The 21,281-nt window shown below is 50.4% G+C and carries 18 protein-coding genes and 2 pseudogenes; all 20 read right to left on the bottom strand.

The window, feature by feature from the left end; all coding sequences use genetic code 11:
* Nucleotides 1–187: 187 nt before the first annotated feature.
* The 20 genes and pseudogenes from glyS to PVOR_RS09885 all read right to left on the bottom strand — a co-directional run bounded on the left by glyS (nt 188) and on the right by PVOR_RS09885 (nt 21,232).
* Nucleotides 188–2,264, bottom strand: a pseudogene (gene glyS, locus PVOR_RS09975) (glycine--tRNA ligase subunit beta).
* Entirely contained in the window at nt 2,257–3,144 is an 888-nt protein-coding gene (glyQ, locus tag PVOR_RS09970) for a glycine--tRNA ligase subunit alpha (RefSeq protein WP_006209033.1), read from the bottom strand. Before glyQ ends, glyS begins: the two are co-directional and overlap by 8 nt.
* A 369-nt stretch (nt 3,145–3,513) precedes the next feature.
* Complete coding sequence (recO, locus tag PVOR_RS09965; protein ID WP_040680425.1) at nt 3,514–4,269, bottom strand: DNA repair protein RecO; 756 nt, start codon at nt 4,267–4,269, stop codon at nt 3,514–3,516.
* A 36-nt stretch (nt 4,270–4,305) separates the two neighbouring features.
* Nucleotides 4,306–4,446 carry a YqzL family protein gene (locus tag PVOR_RS29550; protein ID WP_006209031.1) on the bottom strand — a complete coding sequence of 47 codons (141 nt, stop codon included), beginning with the start codon at nt 4,444–4,446 and terminating at the stop codon, nt 4,306–4,308.
* Between the two features lie 138 nt (nt 4,447–4,584).
* Nucleotides 4,585–5,488, bottom strand: a pseudogene (era, locus tag PVOR_RS09960) (GTPase Era).
* Between the two features lie 67 nt (nt 5,489–5,555).
* On the bottom strand, nt 5,556–5,969 hold the full coding sequence (gene cdd, locus PVOR_RS09955) for a cytidine deaminase (RefSeq protein ID WP_006209030.1): 414 nt from the start codon (nt 5,967–5,969) through the stop codon (nt 5,556–5,558).
* Nucleotides 5,970–6,002: 33 nt separating this feature from the next.
* Nucleotides 6,003–6,386: a diacylglycerol kinase family protein gene (locus PVOR_RS09950; RefSeq protein ID WP_006209029.1), complete on the bottom strand. Its 384-nt coding sequence runs from the start codon at nt 6,384–6,386 to the stop codon at nt 6,003–6,005.
* Nucleotides 6,386–6,883, bottom strand: a complete 498-nt coding sequence (ybeY, locus tag PVOR_RS09945) for an rRNA maturation RNase YbeY (protein WP_006209028.1) — start codon at nt 6,881–6,883, stop codon at nt 6,386–6,388. Before ybeY ends, PVOR_RS09950 begins: the two co-directional genes overlap by 1 nt.
* A 24-nt stretch (nt 6,884–6,907) precedes the next feature.
* Complete coding sequence (locus tag PVOR_RS09940; RefSeq protein WP_006209027.1) at nt 6,908–9,190, bottom strand: HD family phosphohydrolase; 2,283 nt, start codon at nt 9,188–9,190, stop codon at nt 6,908–6,910.
* A gap of 14 nt (nt 9,191–9,204) precedes the next feature.
* Nucleotides 9,205–10,176 carry a PhoH family protein gene (locus PVOR_RS09935; RefSeq protein ID WP_006209026.1) on the bottom strand — a complete coding sequence of 324 codons (972 nt, stop codon included), beginning with the start codon at nt 10,174–10,176 and terminating at the stop codon, nt 9,205–9,207.
* 6 nt (nt 10,177–10,182) lie between these two features.
* Nucleotides 10,183–11,376 carry a sporulation protein YqfD gene (gene yqfD / locus PVOR_RS09930; protein ID WP_006209025.1) on the bottom strand — a complete coding sequence of 398 codons (1,194 nt, stop codon included), beginning with the start codon at nt 11,374–11,376 and terminating at the stop codon, nt 10,183–10,185.
* Nucleotides 11,373–11,666: a sporulation protein YqfC gene (yqfC, locus tag PVOR_RS09925; RefSeq protein ID WP_006209024.1), complete on the bottom strand. Its 294-nt coding sequence runs from the start codon at nt 11,664–11,666 to the stop codon at nt 11,373–11,375. The genes yqfD and yqfC overlap by 4 nt, the downstream gene beginning before the upstream one ends.
* A gap of 129 nt (nt 11,667–11,795) precedes the next feature.
* Nucleotides 11,796–12,386 (bottom strand): hypothetical protein, encoded by a 591-nt coding sequence (locus PVOR_RS09920; protein WP_006209023.1) that lies wholly within the window; start codon nt 12,384–12,386, stop codon nt 11,796–11,798.
* A 19-nt stretch (nt 12,387–12,405) separates the two neighbouring features.
* Nucleotides 12,406–13,413 carry a flotillin-like protein FloA gene (gene floA / locus PVOR_RS09915; RefSeq protein WP_006209022.1) on the bottom strand — a complete coding sequence of 336 codons (1,008 nt, stop codon included), beginning with the start codon at nt 13,411–13,413 and terminating at the stop codon, nt 12,406–12,408.
* Nucleotides 13,414–13,509: 96 nt separating this feature from the next.
* Complete coding sequence (locus PVOR_RS09910; RefSeq protein ID WP_006209021.1) at nt 13,510–14,871, bottom strand: NfeD family protein; 1,362 nt, start codon at nt 14,869–14,871, stop codon at nt 13,510–13,512.
* A gap of 268 nt (nt 14,872–15,139) precedes the next feature.
* The gene (locus tag PVOR_RS09905; RefSeq protein ID WP_006209020.1) at nt 15,140–15,580 is read right to left on the bottom strand and encodes a GatB/YqeY domain-containing protein; all 441 of its coding nucleotides are present in this window, start codon (nt 15,578–15,580) and stop codon (nt 15,140–15,142) included.
* Between the two features lie 17 nt (nt 15,581–15,597).
* Nucleotides 15,598–15,771 carry a 30S ribosomal protein S21 gene (gene rpsU, locus PVOR_RS09900; protein WP_005547957.1) on the bottom strand — a complete coding sequence of 58 codons (174 nt, stop codon included), beginning with the start codon at nt 15,769–15,771 and terminating at the stop codon, nt 15,598–15,600.
* Between the two features lie 184 nt (nt 15,772–15,955).
* On the bottom strand, nt 15,956–16,315 hold the full coding sequence (locus PVOR_RS09895; protein ID WP_006209019.1) for a histidine triad nucleotide-binding protein: 360 nt from the start codon (nt 16,313–16,315) through the stop codon (nt 15,956–15,958).
* Nucleotides 16,316–16,597: 282 nt separating this feature from the next.
* The gene (locus tag PVOR_RS09890) at nt 16,598–20,053 is read right to left on the bottom strand and encodes an AAA family ATPase (RefSeq protein ID WP_006209018.1); all 3,456 of its coding nucleotides are present in this window, start codon (nt 20,051–20,053) and stop codon (nt 16,598–16,600) included.
* Nucleotides 20,054–21,232 (bottom strand): exonuclease SbcCD subunit D, encoded by a 1,179-nt coding sequence (locus tag PVOR_RS09885; protein ID WP_006209017.1) that lies wholly within the window; start codon nt 21,230–21,232, stop codon nt 20,054–20,056.
* Nucleotides 21,233–21,281: the final 49 nt, after the last annotated feature.

Genomic DNA, 21,281 nt, shown 5'->3' with positions numbered 1-21,281 from the left:
TGTATATTATTATATACGTCTTTGGCAGATTAAAATCCTGCTTCTGATAATAAACAATGACCCCTACTTGCTTGATCCCTGCCGATGGACTCTTATGCACAGCGAAAGCGGCATCCCGCATTAACCACGGGCTGTCGCTTTCACTGAACAATACATTATACCATTTGCAAAATCATACTGTCACTATCTACCACACCAATTTTGTGAAATCAGCATACTGCTTCAAATCGCCATCAATTCCGGACAGAAGCGCAAGACGATTGGCACGTACAGCTTCGTCCTCAGCCATAACCATAACGGAATCAAAGAATCCGGTAATCGGTTCTTTTAGTCCACTCAGCAAGGACAATGAACGTTCCCCGTCGGCAGCTTCGAGCGCTGCTTTGTAATCTTCGCGGACAGCGTTCCAGGCTTCATACAGGGTAGCTTCTTCCGTTTCGGTGAACAGTTCCGGATTGACTGCAGCCTTGCCGGCCTTGGCAGCCAAATTGCTGACCCGGTTGAAGGATTCTACCGTTGTTTTGAAATCCTGCACGCCCTCCACTGCATTCATCAGCGCATGGCCTCTTGAAACAACGGATACCACATGATCAAATCCGGCTGTAATGACTGCATCCACCACATCGTAACGCTGATCCTCGGACAGAAGTTTCTTCACGCGAAGCCCGAAGAACTCCTGAAGGTCCTTGGCAATTTCGTCTGTCGAACGCTTCAGTGCACGAATATTCTCATGAATCTCCAGCGCAATGCCGAACACATCCGATAACGTAATCGGAAGTTTGTGCTCCAGAATGATCTGTACAATTCCTGCTGCCTGACGGCGCAGCGCGTATGGATCCTGGGAGCCCGTCGGAATAATGCCGATGGAGAAGCAGCCCACAATCGTATCGATTTTGTCAGCGATACTGACGATGGACCCTACCTGAGTAGATGGTACCGAATCGCCGGCAAAACGAGGCTGGTAATGCTCAAATACCGCTTTTGCCACCTCTTCTTTCTCACCGGCTTTTCGCGCGTAATCTTCACCCATCACGCCCTGCAGCTCAGGGAACTCATACACCATCTGGGTGACCAGGTCGAATTTACAAATATCGGCTGCACGACTCACGGAATCGGCTGCATCCGCGGAAATGCTGAGTTTCGTTGACAGTTGATCGGAAATTCGGCGGATTCTGCGAACTTTATCGCCAATGGTGCCCAGCTCTTCATGGAATACAATGCTTTCAAGCTTTGATAAGGCGTCTTTGATCTGAAGTTTCTGATCTTCCTCATAGAAGAATTTCGCATCTGACAGACGGGCACGCAGTACCTTCTCGTTACCTCTTGCAATGACATCCAGCGAACGGCTGTCTCCGCTGCGTACGGTTACGAAGAATGGCAGCAATTGTCCCTGCTTATCCAGAACCGGGAAATAACGCTGGTGCTCACGCATTGAAGTAATTAACACGTCCTGCGGAATATGCAGGAACGAGGAGTCGAAAGTTCCATACAGCACGGTCGGGGTTTCAACCAGGAACAACACCTCTTCCAGCAGTATCGTCCTTAATGGCGATATTCCAGTCTTTTTCCTGGGCCAGCGCCTGAATTTGCGACACAATCATTCCCTGGCGTTCATTCACGTCAACAATGACATGCTGCTCGCGGAGCACTTCGCGGTAAGCGGACGCTTCCGGAATAACTGCTTCGCTGCCAAGGAAACGATGTCCGCGAGTCACATTGCCAGATTTCACGCCCGTTATTTCCAGATCAACCGTTTCGCTGCCCAGCATAGCCACCATCCACTTAATCGGACGGACAAATTTAAATTCGTGCAATCCCCAGCGCATATTCTTCGGGAACGTCATCGAGGTCAAAATGCCATGAAGACCTTCGGACAAAATAGACTTCGTATCAACGCCGACACTATTCTTCGTAACGTAGATATACTCCACTCCGCCAAGCTCCTTAAAGGTGAAGCTCTCGGGGGCAACGCCCTGGCTTCTTGCAAAACCGAGAGCCGCCTTACTCCATTGACCGCTCTCATCCAGCGCGATTTTGCGGGAAGGCCCTTTGACTTCCTCGCTAACGTCCTCCTGCTTATCTGCAACATCCTGTACCCATACCGCCAAGCGACGCGGTGTAGCATACGCCGTTACATCTCCATGCCCGATCCTGGAAGCATCCAGCCATTTGACCATTCTGTCCTGAAGCTGTTCCATCGCAGCGCGCAGAAATCGTGCCGGGACTTCTTCCAGTCCGATTTCAAACAATAAATCCTTAGACATGGTCTGCGCCCCCTTTCTTAATCAGCGGGAAGCCCAGCTTCTCGCGCTCCTCCAAATACGTAGCTGCCACCTGACGAGCCAGGTTGCGCACGCGCATGATATATCCCGTTCTCTCCGTTACACTGATCGCGCCTCTGGCATCGAGCAGGTTAAAGGTATGGGAGCACTTGAGTACATAGTCGTAAGCCGGGAACACCAGATTCTGATTCATGGCTTTGTTGGCTTCTTCTTCATACATGTTAAACAACGTGAACAGCATTTTGACATCCGATACTTCGAACGTGTATTTCGAATGCTCAAACTCCGGTTGATGGAATACGTCCCCGTATGTGATGCCGTTTACCCATTCCAGATCGAACACGTTCTCTTTGTCCTGGATGTAGGATGCAAGGCGCTCCATACCGTAAGTAATCTCAACAGCTACCGGATTTGCGTCAATGCCGCCAACCTGCTGAAAGTACGTAAACTGGGTAATTTCCATACCATCAAGCCATACTTCCCAGCCAAGACCCCATGCGCCCAGAGTTGGTGCTTCCCAGTTATCTTCAACAAAACGGATGTCGTGATCAAGGGGATTGATTCCAAGACGCTTCAAACTCTCCAGATACAGCTCCTGGATATTATCCGGCGAAGGTTTGAGAATGACCTGAAATTGGTGATGCTGGTATAGACGGTTCGGGTTCTCTCCGTAGCGGCCGTCAGCAGGGCGGCGGGAAGGCTCTACATACGCCACATTCCACGGCTCGGGTCCGATCGAACGCAAATAGGTCATCGGGTTCATCGTACCGGCACCTTTCTCCGTGTCGTACGGCTGCACGATGATACAATTCTGCTCTGCCCAAAACTGCTGCAGCGTCAAAATCATCTGCTGGAAATTCATGATTTTTAGCTCCTTTGCTTTCTTTTTCAAATACATTCCATTACGATAACAATTCTCTGTACAACAAAAAGCTCTCGCCCTACGCCTGTTGTACAGACATAGGGACGAGAGCTGTAGCTTCCCGCGGTTCCACCCTACTTGGCACTGCTCATTCGCTGTCATGCTTCAAACCAGCCAATAAGCAAAACCCACTTTATCGGTTCATCATGCTCCCGGGTGCCTCTTCATGAATCTCTCCCACCAGGCTCTCACCATCCCCGGCTCGCTAAATACAACGGATCGATAATTCACTACTTTCCCGTTCAATGCATGTCAGTATTCAAAAAACTAATAAACTGATAAATATCATACCTCATTCTATACCTTACGTCAAATGTTGTACTTGTCCATCTGGTCCAAAAAGTTTTGCGATTTCAGACGCAGTCCGAGCTGCATATCCATTAAGGCTCGCATGACCGTTTTGAGCTCGGTCTTGGTCTCATCCTTGACATCCACATTGCCAAGCCGTCGCAGGTCCAACCTTCCGAACAGACGCAGCAGCTTCAGGGTTCTCGGTGTAACGGACATCGCCGGCGGATCCAAATGCTTGCAGTATCGGCACAGCACTCCGCCAAGGCGAGGGCTCACCAGCATATCTTCATCTTTTCTAGTCTGATTGCATGATATGCACACATCCAGCTCCGGCCCATAGCCTGCGGCCTGAAGGATTTTCATCTCATAGAGATTTATGATAATTTGGGGATCCTTATCCTCTTGAAGAGCTTCCATACAAGCCTTCAGCTGATGAAACCAAAAAGCGCCTGTCTCCTCATCCTGCAGCACCCGATCCAAGAGCTCGCAGGCATAAGAAGCATAGGCAGCTTTGACAAGATCTTCGCGGAGCCTATGATGAGACTCCATAATTTCACCAGCATTCAAATTGCCGAGCCCTGTACCATTACGGAAGAAAACATACTCTCCATAGGTAAACAACTGTGTCAGAGCAGCATGCCGGCTTTTCACCTTTTTTGCTCCTCTGACCAGCACACCTACCTTGCCCGATTCTTTGGTGCAAAGTGTAATGATTTTGTTCCCTTCGCCGTAGTCCATGCTGCGGATGACAATCCCTTCCGCCCGATATAGCATGCGTTTTCCCCCAACCATTCCTGGAGCAACCAATGATTACTCGTCTTCTTCATGCGGGGCCGCCTCTTCTTCAACGGATGCTGCTGCAAGAACCGATTCACTTTCGGCTTCCTTATACAGCAAATATGCATCGACATCTCCTGTCATCGCAAAATACTTCCACGAAAAATCTCGCATTCGTATTCATCCTCTCTTCGGAAATGACGTTTCGCATCTACGGAAATTAGGATGTGCGTCTGGAGCCGTTTTATGAAATGCAATTGTTGGCAGGCGGCACTGCGTATGATTTCCCGTTAGATTTGGACACCGGATGGATTACTCCCCACGGTGAAATCCGAGATCACGAAGGACACGATCTTGATTACGCCAATCTTTTTTAACTTTAACCCAGAGTTCCAAGAAAATCTTGGATCCGAGCAGTCTTTGAATATCCTGACGGGCTTGTCTGCCTACTTCCTTGAGCAAAGCGCCCTGCTTTCCGATGATAATGCCCTTCTGCGAATCACGCTCCACAAAAATAACGGCTGAAATGTACACAGTTCCGTTCTCCTCCACCCGCATATCTTCAATGGTAACAGCGATGGAGTGGGGCACCTCTTCCCGGGTCATATGCAAAATCTTTTCGCGGATCAGCTCTGCGCACACAAACTGCTCCGGATGGTCCGTTACCTGATCCTCCGGATAATACTGCGGGCCTGGCGGCAGGTATTTCTGAATCTGATCAAGCAGCGTATTCACATTGCTGCCGAGTTTCGACAGAAATCGGAACGATCTCGGCAAAATCATGGAGCTTGCGATACTGCTCAATAAGGGGCAGCAGGGCAGTCGGCTCGATTTTATCGATTTTGTTCATCACCAGGATAATCGGAGTCTTGAGCTTTTGCAGCTGCTCCGCAATGTAACGATCCCCTCCGCCGATTCCTTCAGAAGCATCAACAAGAAACAGAGCTGCTTCAACCTCGCCTAATGTGCCCAATGCAGTCTGATTCATATAATCCCCAAGCTTGGATTGGCGCTTGTGAATACCCGGCGTATCCAGAAAGACTACCTGTGAATCATTGGTTGTGTACACTCCATGAATTTTGTTTCTCGTGGTTTGCGGCTTGTCCGACATAATCGCAATCTTCTGACCAATCACTTGATTCATCAGGGTCGATTTGCCTACGTTCGGTCTTCCGATAATAGCCACGAATCCGGATTTAAATTGTTTTTTCTGCATAACATTCCTCCGCTACTGTTCCTGTATCAACTTGTTGTATTCTTTTTAATTAATTCCACTAATTCACTCAAGCTTGCTCTTTGTTCAGATCCCAGGGGCCAAATGCTCCCGGCAGCAGCTCACTGACGGTGGTCTCCTGTATATCGCCTTTCAGATTCCCCATAATCACTTTCATATCCGGCTTGCACAGCTCCACCAATACTTGGCGGCATACACCGCAAGGTGAGCAGGGGCCTTCTGTATCAGCAACAATGGCAATCGCCTGGAAGCTCCCTGCTTCATGACCATCCGCAATCGCCCGGAATAATGCCGTACGCTCTGCACAATTGGTGGGACCATAGGCAGCGTTCTCCACGTTGCAGCCATGGTGTACCTCTCCATGCGCATCCAGAAGAGCTGCGCCCACACCAAACTTCGAGTAGGGTATGTAAGCCCGCGTGCGTGCCTTGATTGCTTCCTGCATTAATAATCCTGCATCCATGTATAGTTCCTCCTATAGATCAACTTGTTGATATCAATTTGTCATTGATTGTATCCATTCCCAAACCGGTTGATAGAACACCAGTAAACCGACCATGACGGCAAACGCCGCTGCAACTAACGCTGCACCGGCTGCGGTATCCTTAGCCAATCGGGCTAAAACATGTTTTTGTGGCGAAATTAAATCGACTACGGCCTCGATTGCGGTATTCATTAGTTCTGCAATGAACACAATGGCGATGGCCAATATCAGAAATAACCAGCTCATCCGGTCCAAGTGCAGCAAAGCTGCTGCGATGAGTACGATCAAGGCAGCAGCCATGTGTATTTTCATATTGCGTTCCGTTTTCACAGCCGTGACGATGCCCCGTAAGGCACAACCAAATGCCTTATATAACGATTGTCTGTGCGGTTTCACTATCTTGTCAATCCTACTTCGGCAAGCACAGCCTCCTGTTTGCCCATCATTGCGGCTTCGCTCGCTTCATCCTGATGATCATACCCGAGCAAATGCAGAAATCCGTGAACGAACAGAAAACCCAGCTCCCGTTCAAGAGAGTGACCGTATTCTTCGCTTTGCAGCTTTGCACGCTGGACCGAGATGATAATGTCACCCAGAACATCCGGGACACTCTCCAGTTCCTCACCTTCGTCAAGCTCATAAATGATTTCGAGCTCGTCGTTTGTAATCTCATTCATGGCAAAGGACAGCACATCGGTTGGGCGGTCAATTCCCCGATATTCCCGGTTCAATTCATGAATCTGTCCATCATCAACAAAGGTCAGATCCACCTCTCCATCCGTTACTCCCTCGGCCTCTCCTGCCTTCTGAAGGATCGCTTCAAGCACAGCGATAAACTCCTCGCCAATGTGAAATTCCTCTTGTTCATTATTCCATGCCAGCTGCAGGCTCATTCTTAAACGCTCCTTCTCTTGTTCCTAACTGGTTGCCGTTGTCTCTGAAGCAGTTGAGGTTTCATCCGTTGATAGTGCCGGCGGTTTAGGCCGCTTCACATCTTCCGGATATTCGATCCGGGAATGGAAAATTCCCATCACCGTTTCCTTCAATGTCTTGGCGATAATATCCAGTTCCTTCATCGTTAAATCACAATCATTAAACTGATGGTCGTCCAAGCGGCCCTTGATGATCTTCTCGATCATCGATTCAACCTGCTCCACCGTCGGTTTGCGCAGCGAGCGAACGGCTGCCTCCACGCTGTCGGCAATACCGACGATGGCAGACTCCTTGGACTGAGCCTTCGGCCCATGATACCTGAAATCATCTTCCGTGAAATCGGGTTCAATGCCCTGCTCTTCAGCCTGACGAACCGCTTTATGATAAAAATAATGTAAAAATGTCGTGCCATGATGCTGCTCTGCGATATCTCGTATCGGCTTAGGCAGCTTGTACTCCTTCAACATTTCCACGCCATCCCTTGCATGAGCAACGATAATGGATTTGCTCAGCTTCGGTTCAATGGAATCATGCGGGTTCTCCATATTGTTCTGGTTCTCGATAAAATAGATCGGCCGCTTGGTCTTCCCGATATCATGATAGTAGGAACCGACGCGGCAGAGGAGACCATTGGCGCCAATCGCTTCCGCTGCAGCTTCCGACAAATTGCCGACCATTACGCTGTGATGGTAAGTGCCTGGTGTCTCTGTCAGCAATTTGCGCAGCAGCGGATGATTCGGATTCGACAATTCTACGAGCTTTAATGCCGACAGGATGCCGAAGGTGACTTCGAAGAACGGCATAAGCCCGATGACGAGAATTGCTGTCAACAGCCCGCCCGCAATAGCAAAGCCTATTGAATACAGCGTTTCTGTCGTGGTCCAGGTATCGTTATTGATTAACAACATGATAAACACGATCAGCGCTCCGAAGAGAGAAGCCATAATACCGCCCTTCAGCATCGTTGACCGCTGGCTCGCACGATGGATAGAGAAGATCGCTACACATGAAGTTACGGCTGCAAATAAACCGAATTGGAAGTCAAACAGTTCCCCTCGCACATTCAATATCACACTTGCCATAATACTGAAGATAATGACACTGAAATAGGCAAGCGAGGTTTCCAGCAGCAAGGTTACCAGAATCGCGCCGATCGCAACGGGCGCAAGATATCCTACATAGATTTGGGAATCACTTTGCAGGAAAGCGGTCAAATGCATGGTGATCAAGGTGATCACGTACACGAGAAGCAGCATTAACAGCTGCGAATTGTTGTATTTGAATTTGCCGGGATCCGATTGTCGGATGAACATCAGTATGCCAAGCGATAGCAGAGCGGACAGCAGCAAAACACCCAGCTCCGGCCAGTAATTCACTTCATCCTTAAGCAATCCATTCTTGCCAAGCAGCTCATAAAGTTCCGGTGTGATGAGCTGACCCTTGGCCACGAGGATATCCCCTTGTTTAATGAATACAGGCGGGGTATTCTCGCGTTTCTCAACCCTTGCTTCCTTCGTTGCTACCTCGTCAAGAAATTTGTTAGGCGTGATCGCAAGACGCGACAGCTCCTGAACAACTTCTCTTGAAGTCCGGTCATCCAACCGACTTGTGCTTACCATCTCCGCAACCCTTGCGCGTGCTGTCTGCGCATCAAAGATTTCGTTCAGCATCAGCCGGGATACGATTTCCCGGGCAACGGATTTCATCTCGATAATGTCTTCAGAATTCAACCTTGGCAGCTTAATAAAAGTCTCCTCAGGGATGCGGTAGGTTTGTTCCTCGATCACACGCTGCATCTCGTCGAGCAGCTCTTTGGAATAAGCTTCATTTGTGCTGTTGGCCGAAACAAAATTTTGCACGAACTCTTTTGCCATTCTCGGAATTTCATTGCGATAAATCCCGACTTTTTCTGATGAGCTGATATCCACATCTTGATTCAGGCGCTCAATGCGATCAAGAATTTGGGTAACCAGCACGTCATTTCGCAAAGGAACAAGAGGGTATATGGGCTGGACGCTCTCTGCGGCAGCCTCTTGTGCCTTCAATGTAGCCTTGCTGTCCTCTATTTGTACAGGCGACACGATGTTCTTCTCACTCTTCGTATTGACCTGAATGTCATACCGCTCCGGCAAAAGCTTCGATGCTAGACTGATATAAAAGAGCAACGCAAGCAGCAAAAACAGAATATAGCGTGTTGCCACGCTATATTTCCATCCGCTGTTTTTACCCCATATGGACTTGTCTGTCGATGGTTCTTTGGAGGCCATTGCGACAATCCCCTTTAATCTTGGTTTTCTGCTGCTTTATCATAAGCGACGATGATTTTTTGAACTAAAGAGTGCCGTACAACATCCTGTTCAGCAAAGTAAACAAATCCGACTTCCTCAATATCGCTCAAAATCCTTTTAGCTTCGATAAGTCCTGATTTCTTGCCACGCGGCAGGTCAATCTGGGTCACGTCCCCCGTAATGACCATCTTCGAGCCAAATCCGAGCCGTGTCAGAAACATCTTCATCTGCTCCGGCGTTGTGTTCTGCGCTTCATCCAAAATAATAAATGAATCGTCCAGCGTCCGTCCGCGCATGTAGGCAAGCGGCGCAATTTCAATCAATCCCCGCTCAAGTGCCTTGGCGGTTTGATCCGGACCCATCACATCATATAACGCATCGTACAGGGGTCTGAGATAAGGATCCACCTTCTCCTGCAGATCTCCTGGCAGAAAGCCCAGGCTCTCTCCTGCCTCGACTGCAGGCCTTGTCAGAATAATCCGTTTCACGGAGCCTTCCTTAATCGCTGCAACGGCCAGCACGACCGCCAGATAGGTTTTCCCGGTTCCTGCAGGGCCGATGCCAAATACGACATCCCGTTTCTTAATCGTGGTCACATAGTGCTTCTGACCGATGGTTTTTACTCGAATAGGCTTACCCTTGAAAGTTGTCGTGATCTCGCCCTTGTATAGATCAAGCAGTTGGTCCGCCCTCAATTCCTTAGCGAGTTCTACAGCATACAGAATATCGCGTTCAGTCAGCATGTAACCGTTCCGGACAAGCTGAAGCAGCACTTCAAACAGCTGCTGGAGACTCTCCACATTTCGGTGTTCTCCCCGAATCGTGATGACCGCTTCCCGTGAATCGATGGTTGCGGGAATTTCTTTTTCAATTAATTTAAGAAACGTATCTTGTGGTCCGAACAAAGACAGACCTTCTGACGCGCTTTGCAGTAAAATTTGAATGCTGGTCGTTTGTTGTGACAAATAGCCTCATTCTCCTTGATTGTATACTATGGGAAGTTCTTTCGCGATGGTCTCTTCCACCTCAAAAAGCACTTTCATATAAACTTTACCATTCTCTTTCTTATCATGCAAAATTTTTTGGCTTACGAACCTTGATTTCGCTCCGTATTTCGCTAAAATATCCCGCTGTGCCCCCTCGATACCCTCATTTTTCGCTTCTTCCTCCGTGATGGTATGCTGAACCTCCGTGACCTCCATAATTTTTTCTGTCATCCAGCCCAGCGGAAGCACGCGCGTTCTCCATGTGAGGGGATCATAATAGGTCAACGTTTCCTGTTGCGAAAATGGAATTTCGCCATAACCCCACAGCTGGACGGCCCGATCTCCAAATACGATATAAGATCGTTTTTTCCCTTCGCCCGTATAGACCTTATGCGTCTTAACCAAGGGGACCTCAATGTTGTACTCATGCCATACAAGCCCCCTCACTTCTCCATTGGCCACCACTCTCTCCGAGTTCTCCTCATCCCCGAGGACACCGGAAATCAGGACGTCCCCCTTCTTCACCCGGGAGTTGATCCCTACTTTGGGGACCCCCTTCTCAGCATATATGTGGGTAATGACAGCATCCTGTGTACTGATAAGATGCCTTGGGCTCTGAAGAGGCGGATTCTCCGGCACGGCAGCTTCTACAATCTGTATACGTATGCGTGTCCCGTTACGTTCCACTCCCACCCATGAGGTTCCCGGAAGGCGGGCCGTCATATTCCCGGACAGCTTGTCCAACGATTCCAGCTTAAAAATCCATTGAAAAGGATAAATCCCTTCCTGCTTGGCTGCATCCAGCACATCTTCCGAAGCAATGGTCTCATTCCCCTCTACCTCAACATTCCATATCATCGAGGAAAGGGTCAGCAATATGGTAAAAAACAAAACAATGCCAAACACAAACGCTTTGCGTTTCAACAGACGCCGAGCCTTAAAGGGGTAACCGCAGCGCTCCTTGATGCGCGTGCGGCAGCCTGTCCGTTTTAACAGCGGACGGAGCCCTCTAAAATCCTTCAGCAGCAGTTTAAGCTCCGCTGAATGCGCCCCTGTCGGTGTAACGTCCCAAACGGGAATCCCCGCCTCCGCCAACGAATTGATGAATGCTTCCACATGCTCACCGCGAACAGCAAGCGTCAAATATCCTCGAAGGTTAATCATTGTCGGAATCTTCACGGTTTCTCCCCCGTTCCTATGTATTGGATATTATGAATGGTTCCAATGATGGTCACTTCATTACTCTGGATTGCCTGAATCGCAAGACCGGCCCCTGAAATCTCCAAAGAACCCTGCGTCAAAGACAACACAAGTCGTTCCTCTGAAAAATGCCGGACTCCGCGATGGTTCTCGATATGCAGCTCTTTATTGCCGATCAGGGTCAACCGCGGCAAATCAAATAACAGGTCCTGTGGCAAATCAAGCATTTCTTGGGTCCATTTCTGCAGCTTGCGGCTGATGCGGGACATATGGAGACTTTCCCCCTTCCTGTACTGTACACCTTATGCCCCAAGTAGCTGTTTTATGAGATCAAAAGTAAAAAGACCGCCCCGTCAAAAAAATCTTGACGAGGCGGTCTCCCACTTCTATTAATCTACTTATCGACGAGGATTCATCGGGCGTTTGGCACGCGGGGTTCCTAATATTTCTGACCATACAATACCATTTCGTGCCTGTTCTGCAAAATTCGATCGACTGCCATCAGACTGTTCACGATCTTCGTCTCGAATTTCGACAATGGTTTCCGGTAGTGCGGTGGTCATCCTGTTCAACTCGGAATGTATCCGGTCCAGATCCGATTGCATCATGCGCATCCTATGATCCATGCTATCGGATTGACGATTCATCTCCTGGTCACGTCTCATTCGATCAATCTCTTGATGTTCAAGAGAGTATCCGTTCCCGGTCCCCGGTTCTTCTTCATCGATCCTGTCAAAACGGGAGGTTTCATGAGCAGGTGCTGGACGGGAGACTTCCGGAGATGTCTGTACCCGCCTTGTTTCAGGCCGCTGCTGCGGATCCTGCTGCCTCTGCTGTCCCGGTCTTGCAGGACGTTCTCCCTCGCCACCGAATGTTGGCATACGGGTGGTTTTCCCCTCCTCAGGGTTCTTGCCGCGCCTTCCGAGGGCGGAGATGATGAAGAAGCCTATAACAGCTACAATGTAAAAATTTTCAATTAACCAGCTCACTATAGGCCCACCTCATCATTTACTTGTTTTTGTTGTCTCCCGGATTATCATTGTTCTCGCCCATCTTGCCGAAGGATCCCCTCATTTGCGTGTCGGCTTCGATGTTTTTCAGGTTCATGTAATCCATAACGCCGAGTTGACCGCTGCGAAGGGCTTCAGCCATGGCCAGCGGAACTTGGGATTCCGATTCCACAACGCGCGCTCTCATCTCTACGACGCGAGCCTTCATCTCTTGTTCCTGCGCAACTGCCATCGCGCGTCGTTCTTCCGCCTTCGCTTGGGCAATACGCTTGTCGGCTTCAGCCTGTTCGGTCTGCAAATAAGCACCGATGTTCTTGCCTACGTCCACATCCGCGATATCGATGGACAGGATTTCAAATGCGGTACCGGCATCCAAGCCCTTGGACAGTACCGTTCTGGAGATCAGATCCGGATTTTCCAAAACATCTTTATGAGAGTTACTCGAACCGACGGTTGTAACGATACCTTCCCCTACACGAGCGATGATCGTTTCTTCCCCGGCGCCCCCGACCAAACGGTCAATGTTGGCACGCACGGTTACACGGGCTTTAACTTTGACTTCAATCCCGTCTTTTGCAACAGCGGCAACGATTGGCGTCTCAATGACACGCGGGTTAACACTCATCTGAACAGCCTGCAGAACATCGCGTCCCGCAAGATCAATTGCGGCTGCACGTTCAAATTCAAGTGGAATATTGGCACGTTGAGCTGCAATCAGGGCATTTACAACCCTGTCTACATTACCGCCTGCCAAATAGTGACTTTCCAGCTGATTGATATTTAAACCAAGACCTGCTTTTGTCGCTTTAATCAGCGGATTCACAATTCGGCTTGGCGTTACACGCCGCAGGCGCATAGCCACCAATGTTATAATCCCTACGCGAACGCCGGAAGCAATCGCCGAGATCCAGAGCATTAACGGGAAGAAACTGAAAAACACACTAAGTACGATGATCGCGACAACCACGATCAACAGAATCGTTATCAAAGAACCATCCAATGCCATACTTACTTCACCCTCCATTTGAAAAATATTTTCATCATATCCTGGAACCGATTAAAACACTTGCCCTTTTCATACTACACAATTACGTGACGAGGTTCACCCTTTTTCTTCCTCTACCACAATTCTAGTACCGTCTGTCTTGATCACTCGGACCGGGCGACCGGAGTCAATGAATCCTCCCAGCGTGACCACATCCAGACGTCTTCCCTCGAGTTCCATCGTTCCAGCTGGACGGAGCGGCGTAATTGAAGTTCCAATGAGACCGATTAATACATCCCGGTCTTCATTCGGAACATATCCCTGCTCCCTCGATAAGCTGTCACTAAGTATGAACTTCCGCCATATCCCGCGTTCCTTGAATACGAGAGCGACAACGATTACAGCTACAAGAGCCGAGGCGGCGGCAATACCAAGGGACAATGCGACATGCGATGTGCTGTAGGCCGCCAGCACGACACCGGCGATCAAACTGGCTGATCCAATAATGCCCAGTATGCCGAAACTTGGCACAAACAGTTCCAAGGCCAGCATCACAATGCCGATAATAAACAGCAGCCAGGTCTCCCATCCGGCAAAACCGGCTACCTGATTACCGAAGAAATACAGTACAAATGAGGCCACGCCGAGAATTCCAGGTACGCCGAAGCCCGGTACAATGACTTCGATGATAACACCTGCGATACCAATGAATAACAGCAGTGTCATTACCCCAGGGTGTGTTAGGAAAGTAGCCAGCTTTTCCGAGAAAGTCGGCTCCATCCGGAATACATCCTGAGTGGAATAATCCATCCACGCGATAACCTCTTCGGTGCTGTTTGCAAGCGTATCCGCATAACCCGTCTTGAGTGCTTCATCTGGCGTCAATGAAATAATATCACCGGGTTGTTTTGTCAATCCGATCTCAGGCATATCAACCTTCAGATTAATGTCAGCCATGCCCATGGCGATATTCTTGTTTCGCCCGCTTGCTTCAGCAGCACCAGCCATCTTGCTCTTCCACCAGGAAACCAACTTGGCATCTTCAATTCGGTTTCCTCTGGAATCGACCATATAGGCTGCACCTATCATGCTGCCATCCGACATAGCAATCTTATCTGCGTTCAGCGCGATATAGCTGCCAGCAGATGCAGCATCGCCTGTAATGTAGGCTACAATAGGAATATTGCTGTCCTTCATCAAGGTGGCGATTTTCCCAGCCTGATCGACCAGTCCGCCAGGCGTATCAATCTCCAGAACAATGAGCCCGGCCGACATTTGTTCGGCTTCCTTAAACCCGCGTTCCATGAAACTGGTTAAACCCCGCTCGATCTGCTGTTTAACCGGAATGACATAGACCGACCCGACGTTAGCCGCCACTGCAGGCTTTGTCGGACCAAAATACATCCCGATGGATATCAGTATCATAACCGCGGCTGCCGTCAAAGTCAGGAACCTTCGCATCCAGATCTGTCCCTTCATCTTTCTCCCTCCTTTTCGAATTATTAAGCCATCCATCCCCTAATTCAACAAAATGAGTTCAGCGACCTGCCTTAAGCATAAGCATATGTATTTACTTGCCCTCATATGGTAGTTATTACGAATCAGAAACGATTTCGTTTCAAAAAGTATGCCCATCGTTGGAAAAAACCATCGATTAAGTAAATAGCATTTCTAACAAAGTAAGCGGTTTAGCCACAGAGTAAGAAAAAACACCCCTTGAAAAACAAGGGGTGTTTCACTTATGTTGTTACAGAAATTGTTGAACTACTTGATTAACAAGCTTTCCGTCTGCACGCCCTTTAACTTTTGGCATGAGAGCGCTCATCACTTTACCCATCTCGGCTTTTGAAGAAGCACCGGTTTCCTGGATGGTCTGCTGTACAATGACTTTAATTTCTTCTTCAGTAAGCTGTTCCGGGAGGTAGGCGCTAAGGAGCTCAATTTCTGCTTTTGCATCGGCGGCAAGATCGTCGCGTCCCGCTTTTTCAAATTCTTGGAGGGCATCTTTGCGCTGTTTGATTTCACGACTAAAAATATCAAGCACTTCGTTGTCATCCAAACTTCGTTTCAAATCTATTTCAAGATTTTTTATCGTCGAACGAACCATTCGAATCGTTGAGAGTTTGAACTTGTCCTTACTCTTCATCGCTTGCTTCATATCTTCGTTCAATCGTTCGCTAAGATTCATGCTTTTTTCAGATCCTCCTAAAACTTTCTCTTACGAGCAGCCTCGGACTTTTTCTTGCGCTTTACGCTTGGCTTTTCATAATGCTTGCGTTTCTTCACTTCAGCCAATACGCCATCTTTAGCAATGGAACGCTTGAAGCGACGAAGTGCAGCATCAATTGTCTCGTTTTTGCGAACTTTAGTTTCAGACACCAGTTTTCCCTCCCTCCGACCAGACCGTCCAAGAGCATTAACACGGTTCATCAAACTTCATTATAGGGCAAACCGAAATAGGGTGTCAACCTTGGGCGCCTAATTTACAATAGTCTCAACAATTGGAACAACCCCACAGAGGTCAAACACTGGGAGGTTGATATCGTTCTCTTTATTCCAGATGCTATGTATGAGCGGGTGAAATGCCTGTCAATGCACCTAAACGACGGCCGCCCATCAGATGATAATGTACATGGAACACCGATTGTTCTCCATCAGGTCCGCAGTTGTTAATCAGCCGATAACCGCTCTCTGCAATGCCAAGCTTGGCCGCAGCTTCTTTTGCTGCTTGGTGCATCTCACCAATCAGCTGCGAATCCTCATCCTGAATATCGTTCATGGATGCGATATGCTTCTTGGGAATGATCAATACATGAACAGGTGCTTCCGGGTTAATATTTTGAAATACAAGCACCTTATCATTCTCGAGTACTTTCGTCGAAGGAAGCTCACCCTCTACAATTTTACAAAAAAGACAATCCATGCACGGTTACCCCTTTCATACGTTCTCACGCTTTTATCATATAAGAAAATGGACCATGCGTCCAATAAATGACTTTATCAGCAGCAGGCAAAAAAAAGAGAAGCACCCCTGGAACGCAGCTGTCCAGTAAGGAGGCGCTTCATCATGAGAGCAAGGGAAAAGTTAGGAATCCCCCATGATCAAGCGCCTGCCCGGTGCTTCTTGTATATGTCGGCTTAACTGTACTATAACAGTGCCTTGTTGCTGTTTCCGTGATATATATCACATCGACTGCTCTAGCTGCTACAGCGATTCGATCGCAAGCTGCGATCCTTCTCCAGCCTGCTCCGCAGGCCGCACGACCAGCTTCCGTGGCAAACGCGCCCGAAGCTCTGGCACGTGACTGATGATGCCGACGGTAAGCTTATCATTATGAAGCCGCTCCAGAGCGGTGATAACCGTCTCCAGCAGTTCCGGATCCAGGGTGCCAAAGCCTTCATCAAGGAAGAAGAACTGGAGCGGATACTGCCCCCGAAGCTGAATCTGCGCTGAAAGCGCCAAAGCCAAGGCCAGCGAGGTTAAGAATGTCTCACCGCCGGATAGCGTGGATACCGGCCGCCTTACGCCGCCGTTGGCGTCGTCACGAATGACAAAGCCTCCCCCGGAATCCACCTCAAGCGAGTAGCGCTGCTTGGTCAAGAAGCGAAGACGCTGGGAAGCAGACTGGCTCACCTGCATCAGCTGCTCCTCCGCAATGTATTCCACGAATGCATTGCCTCGCAAGCAGGACTGCAGTTTGGACAAGCGCTCGCTTTCCCGTTGAAGGCCAAGGCGCAGCTCTTCCAATTCCATAAACCGGATATGTCGCTTCTCCAAATCATCCAGGTCCCGCTCCGCTCTGGCTTTCGCCCGTACGGCCTCCTCATCGGCCGTACGAGCCACCTGAAGCTCGGCAGAGCTTCGTTCCCATTCCTCTTGACGGAATGGATCGGTGCCGAGCTTCTGCTCGACGTCCCGAAGCCTTAGCGTCCATTCTCGTTGTCCCTCACGATGCGCCTTCACCAGCTGGGCACATCGTTCGGTTTCGCTCTCGGATAAGCAGGCTTCCATAACGGCTGCCTCCGTAACAAACGGCGAGGCTTCCAGTTGCTTCTCCCATGCAAGCTTGGCAGCAAGATACAGCTCCTGTGCGGCGTTTGCAGCCTGTTCTGCAAGAGCTGCTTCTTTGGCTGCAAGCTGCGCCGCCTCATCGGCCTTTCTGCGCTTGCCTCTGGCTTGCTCAGCGGATTCCTTCAGAAGCTTCAATCTGGATCGGCATTCGCTCAACAGCTCTTCAGCGGATCGTTCCCCAATCCATGCCTGAAGGCGCTCTTTCTTGTCTTTCAACACTTCAGCTTTGCCCTCACGCTGGGCATCCCACTGAATCAGCAGCTTCTCCAGCTCACGGAGCTTCTGCTCCAGGCGGAGGACCGCCTGCTGCTTCTCCTCAATGAAGGGAACGCTTCGTTCAAGCCCTTCCCTAATGGACTCGGACTCCGCATCCTTCTGCTGCATGAGCTGAAAACGATCAGCCGTCTCTTCCAAAGGAAATGCCGGGTTGTCCTCCTGCCATAAACTTTGAATGTCGGCAGTTTCGGCTTCCAAGCCTGCAAGCTGATCGCGCAGTTGGTTCACTATCGTCTGACCATTCTCAGCCGCAGCATTCTGCTTCATGAGCTCCTGTTGGCAAGCGTGGAGGCTCTGCTGAGCCTTGGACGCCTCCATGCGGCACTGCCCAATGGCAGCTGCCTGTGCTTCCGCTCTTTGCACCAGCCATGCAGTGTCTGAAGCAAGCCTCTCCACATCGTACGGTGTTTCAACAACAGGCACTCCTGAGGCTGCAGCTTCCACCCATGCTTCGTCCTGCTCCTCACGAGGGCCCTCGAGAAGGAGTTCGCTTCCAGCGAACGGCTCCGTCTGGGCATTCAAATGACTCACCAGAGATTCCGCTTCGTTAAGCTGCCCCCGCAGGGTCAATCGAATTTCCTGTATCTGATGGGCAATCCGTGACAGTCTATCCAGGTTCTCGTCAGAGGTCGTATCAGACGGCTCCGAAGCTGCCGCAGGAAGAGGGTGATGCTCGCTTCCGCATACGGGACAAGGCTTACCCTCCTGTAGCTCAAGAGCCAGCGACATGGACAAATCATGAAGCTGCTTTTCACGAAGCAATTGATTCATCGCCTGGTTTACCTGGCTGGCCGCAACTGCAGTCCGGTCGGCAAACGCCGCAACTTCAGCGGCAGAACGCTGCAGATTGCCGGCATGTGCCGAGAGCTTTATGTATCGCTGCTGCAGTTCCACTTCCTGCTTCTGCAGCATACTGAGCCTTAACTCTTGCTCCTTGAGTTTGATCTCCTGCTGTTTCAGTTCGTGTTCTGCCTTTTCCTTATGCTTACGGGCTGCCTCCAGTGCCTGAACCTTCTGCATCGCCGCATGAAGCGCCTGACGCTCACCTGAGCGGGTCTCAAGCCCTTTGAGCTTATCCTGCAGCTCCTCCCGCCGTCTGCGTCCTCGTTCAAGCAGCTCCTGCTCCTTCTGGAGCTGCACGCCCACCGTCTCGAATTCTTTGCGGGCATCCGCTCGCTGTACATCCAACCGGGCCAACTCGGTTTGGTACAAAACTAATCCCGCTCTTGCTGCAATAAGACAGTCTTGCTCGAGCTGCTGCTCACGCAGCACGAGCTTTGGCTCCTCTGCGATGAGCGCTGCCTGGGCAGCTTCATCTGCTGTGCCCGCCTGTTCAGCAGCCTGCTGAGCTGCTGCAGCCTGCTTGGTGAGCCCCTCGGCATGCCTGAGCCGAGTTTCCCACGTTTTGCCGGTATCACGCCACGTCTCAAGCGCAGGGAGGACAGCGGCAGCTGCTCCCGTCAGCTCCAGCCGGTGCTCCAGCCGCTTAATCTCTTCCTCTTGAGCAGACAATTCATCCAGCTTGCCCAACAACCGTTGCTTCTCCATGTCCAGCTCGCGAATTTTTCCCAGAGCTTCATGCGCCTCAATTGTGGCCTGGAGACGGCTGCGGGAGGATACAGCGAGTTTCTTAGCATCTTCCAGCGCTGTTTTCGCTTCTGCCAAAGCCTCTTTGCCCGCGCTGCCCAGCCCTTGCTGCTCCGCTTCTATGGATTTCAGGGCACCGTCCGTATCCTTCACCCGGCGGCTGAGCTTCATGGCAAGCTGATCTCCGTACCTCTCCAAATGAAACAGCCGCTGGAGCATCTGCCTGCGATCGCTGCCCTTCAGGGATAGGAATTCGGCGAATTTCCCTTGAGGGAGCACGACCGCACGGGTAAAATCGTCCATCTTCAATCCGATTTTCTCTTCTACGCAGCGGGTGACGTCGGCCAGCTTATCCGCCATCACTTGCTCCCCTTCGGGTGTAACTTGGATAAAACGGCTGATCGTATTGCTGATGGAGAGCTCATTCACTCGTTTAAATCTCCGCTCTACCCGGTATCGCTCCAGCCCGGCAGCAGAAGAAAGCTCAAACGTAAAGGAGACAGACAAGCTGTCCTCCGAATGGTTCATGATTCCCTGGGTGCCGTTAACCGCGCGCTCCACTTTCCCGTACATAGCCAGTGTAATGGCATCTAGCAGTGTGGATTTCCCGCTTCCAGTCGGACCGAATATCCCGAAAAGTCCGGTTTCACACAACGTTTCAAAATCAATTTCCTGCGTACTGCGGTAGCTCTGCAAACCGGATAACTTCAACAGAATCGGTTTCATCTACGCTTTCACCTCCGTCCCGTCGGGTTCCTCTTCCTCTACAAGCTCCAGGAACAAATCAACCAGATGGTCCTCGGGCTCCGCCCCGCCGGTTTGCCGCTGATAGAACTTTCGGAACAGATCTGGAAGCGGCAGTCGGGAACGCTCATTCTCCAGCTCCAGCGCCTCCATCTCCGGATATACCGGGCGAATGTGAACAATCCCGTCCCTGCTCTTGCGCAGGCGCTGGATGTCCGCAAGCCCCATGGCCTCCGTCAAGGATACCTCCAGATCGATAAAGGCATCTGGATCACGACCCTCATCAAGCCACTGATAAACTTCCTCCAAGCCGCCCTTTGCCTTCCAGCGAACTAGCGAACGACCGCTGCTTAGAAACAGCTCCTCAATCACGGGGACTCCACCTGGCGCCACGTCAACCATCGTCACAGATTTGGCCTGCCCAGCTTCCGAGAAGCTGTAAGCCAGCGGTGAACCGCTGTAGCGGATGATCCCCTCCCCTTTCACAGCCTGAGAGCGATGCAAATGACCCAGCGCCGTATAGGCTGCGCCGACAGAGAGTGCGGACGGATCGACCGTATAAGCTCCGCCAACCTGTATCGGTCGTTCAGAATCGCTCTCAACGCCGCCAAGAACATAAATATGGCTCATAGCCAGGTTAACCGTCTGCTGGGAAAACTCCCGTGCCATCATCCTCATCAGTTTCCCTACTCTTTCGCTATAAGCACGGCGGAGCTGGTCCTCGTCCCCATCCACCGAGAGCAGTTCATTCAACCGCGCCTCCGAGGGATAGGGAAGAGCGGCTATCTTGGCTGTTTCTCCCGTACGTGCCGCCGAAACGGTCACGGCATTGGCGATAGGAGTTCCAATGAGGGTAATGCCCCTGGCCGAAACAAGCGGCGTGATGGATGCCACACGCTCCGGTTGATCATGATTGCCGGCAATGACCACCATCGGGCGGCCTCCCTCTGTCAGCCTGGCTGCCGCATCATAAAACAGCTGCTCCGCTGCCGCAGGCGGATTTACGGAATCATAGACATCTCCCGCCATAAGGATCAGGTCTGCCTTCTGATCCTTAGCCAGCTCAACCACCTCATCCAGAAAGTGCTCCTGCTCCGCCAGCCGGCTCCGTCCTTCAAGCGTTCGCCCCAAGTGCCAGTCTCCGGTGTGCAAAATACGCATCGCAAATCTCCTCTCCCAAACTTCCAACAAACTCAAACTCACTACAATG

Source organism: Paenibacillus vortex V453, from assembly GCF_000193415.1.
GTDB classification, from domain to species: Bacteria; Bacillota; Bacilli; order Paenibacillales; family Paenibacillaceae; genus Paenibacillus_AQ; species Paenibacillus_AQ glucanolyticus.
This window is presented reverse-complemented; position numbering and strand designations above follow the sequence as displayed.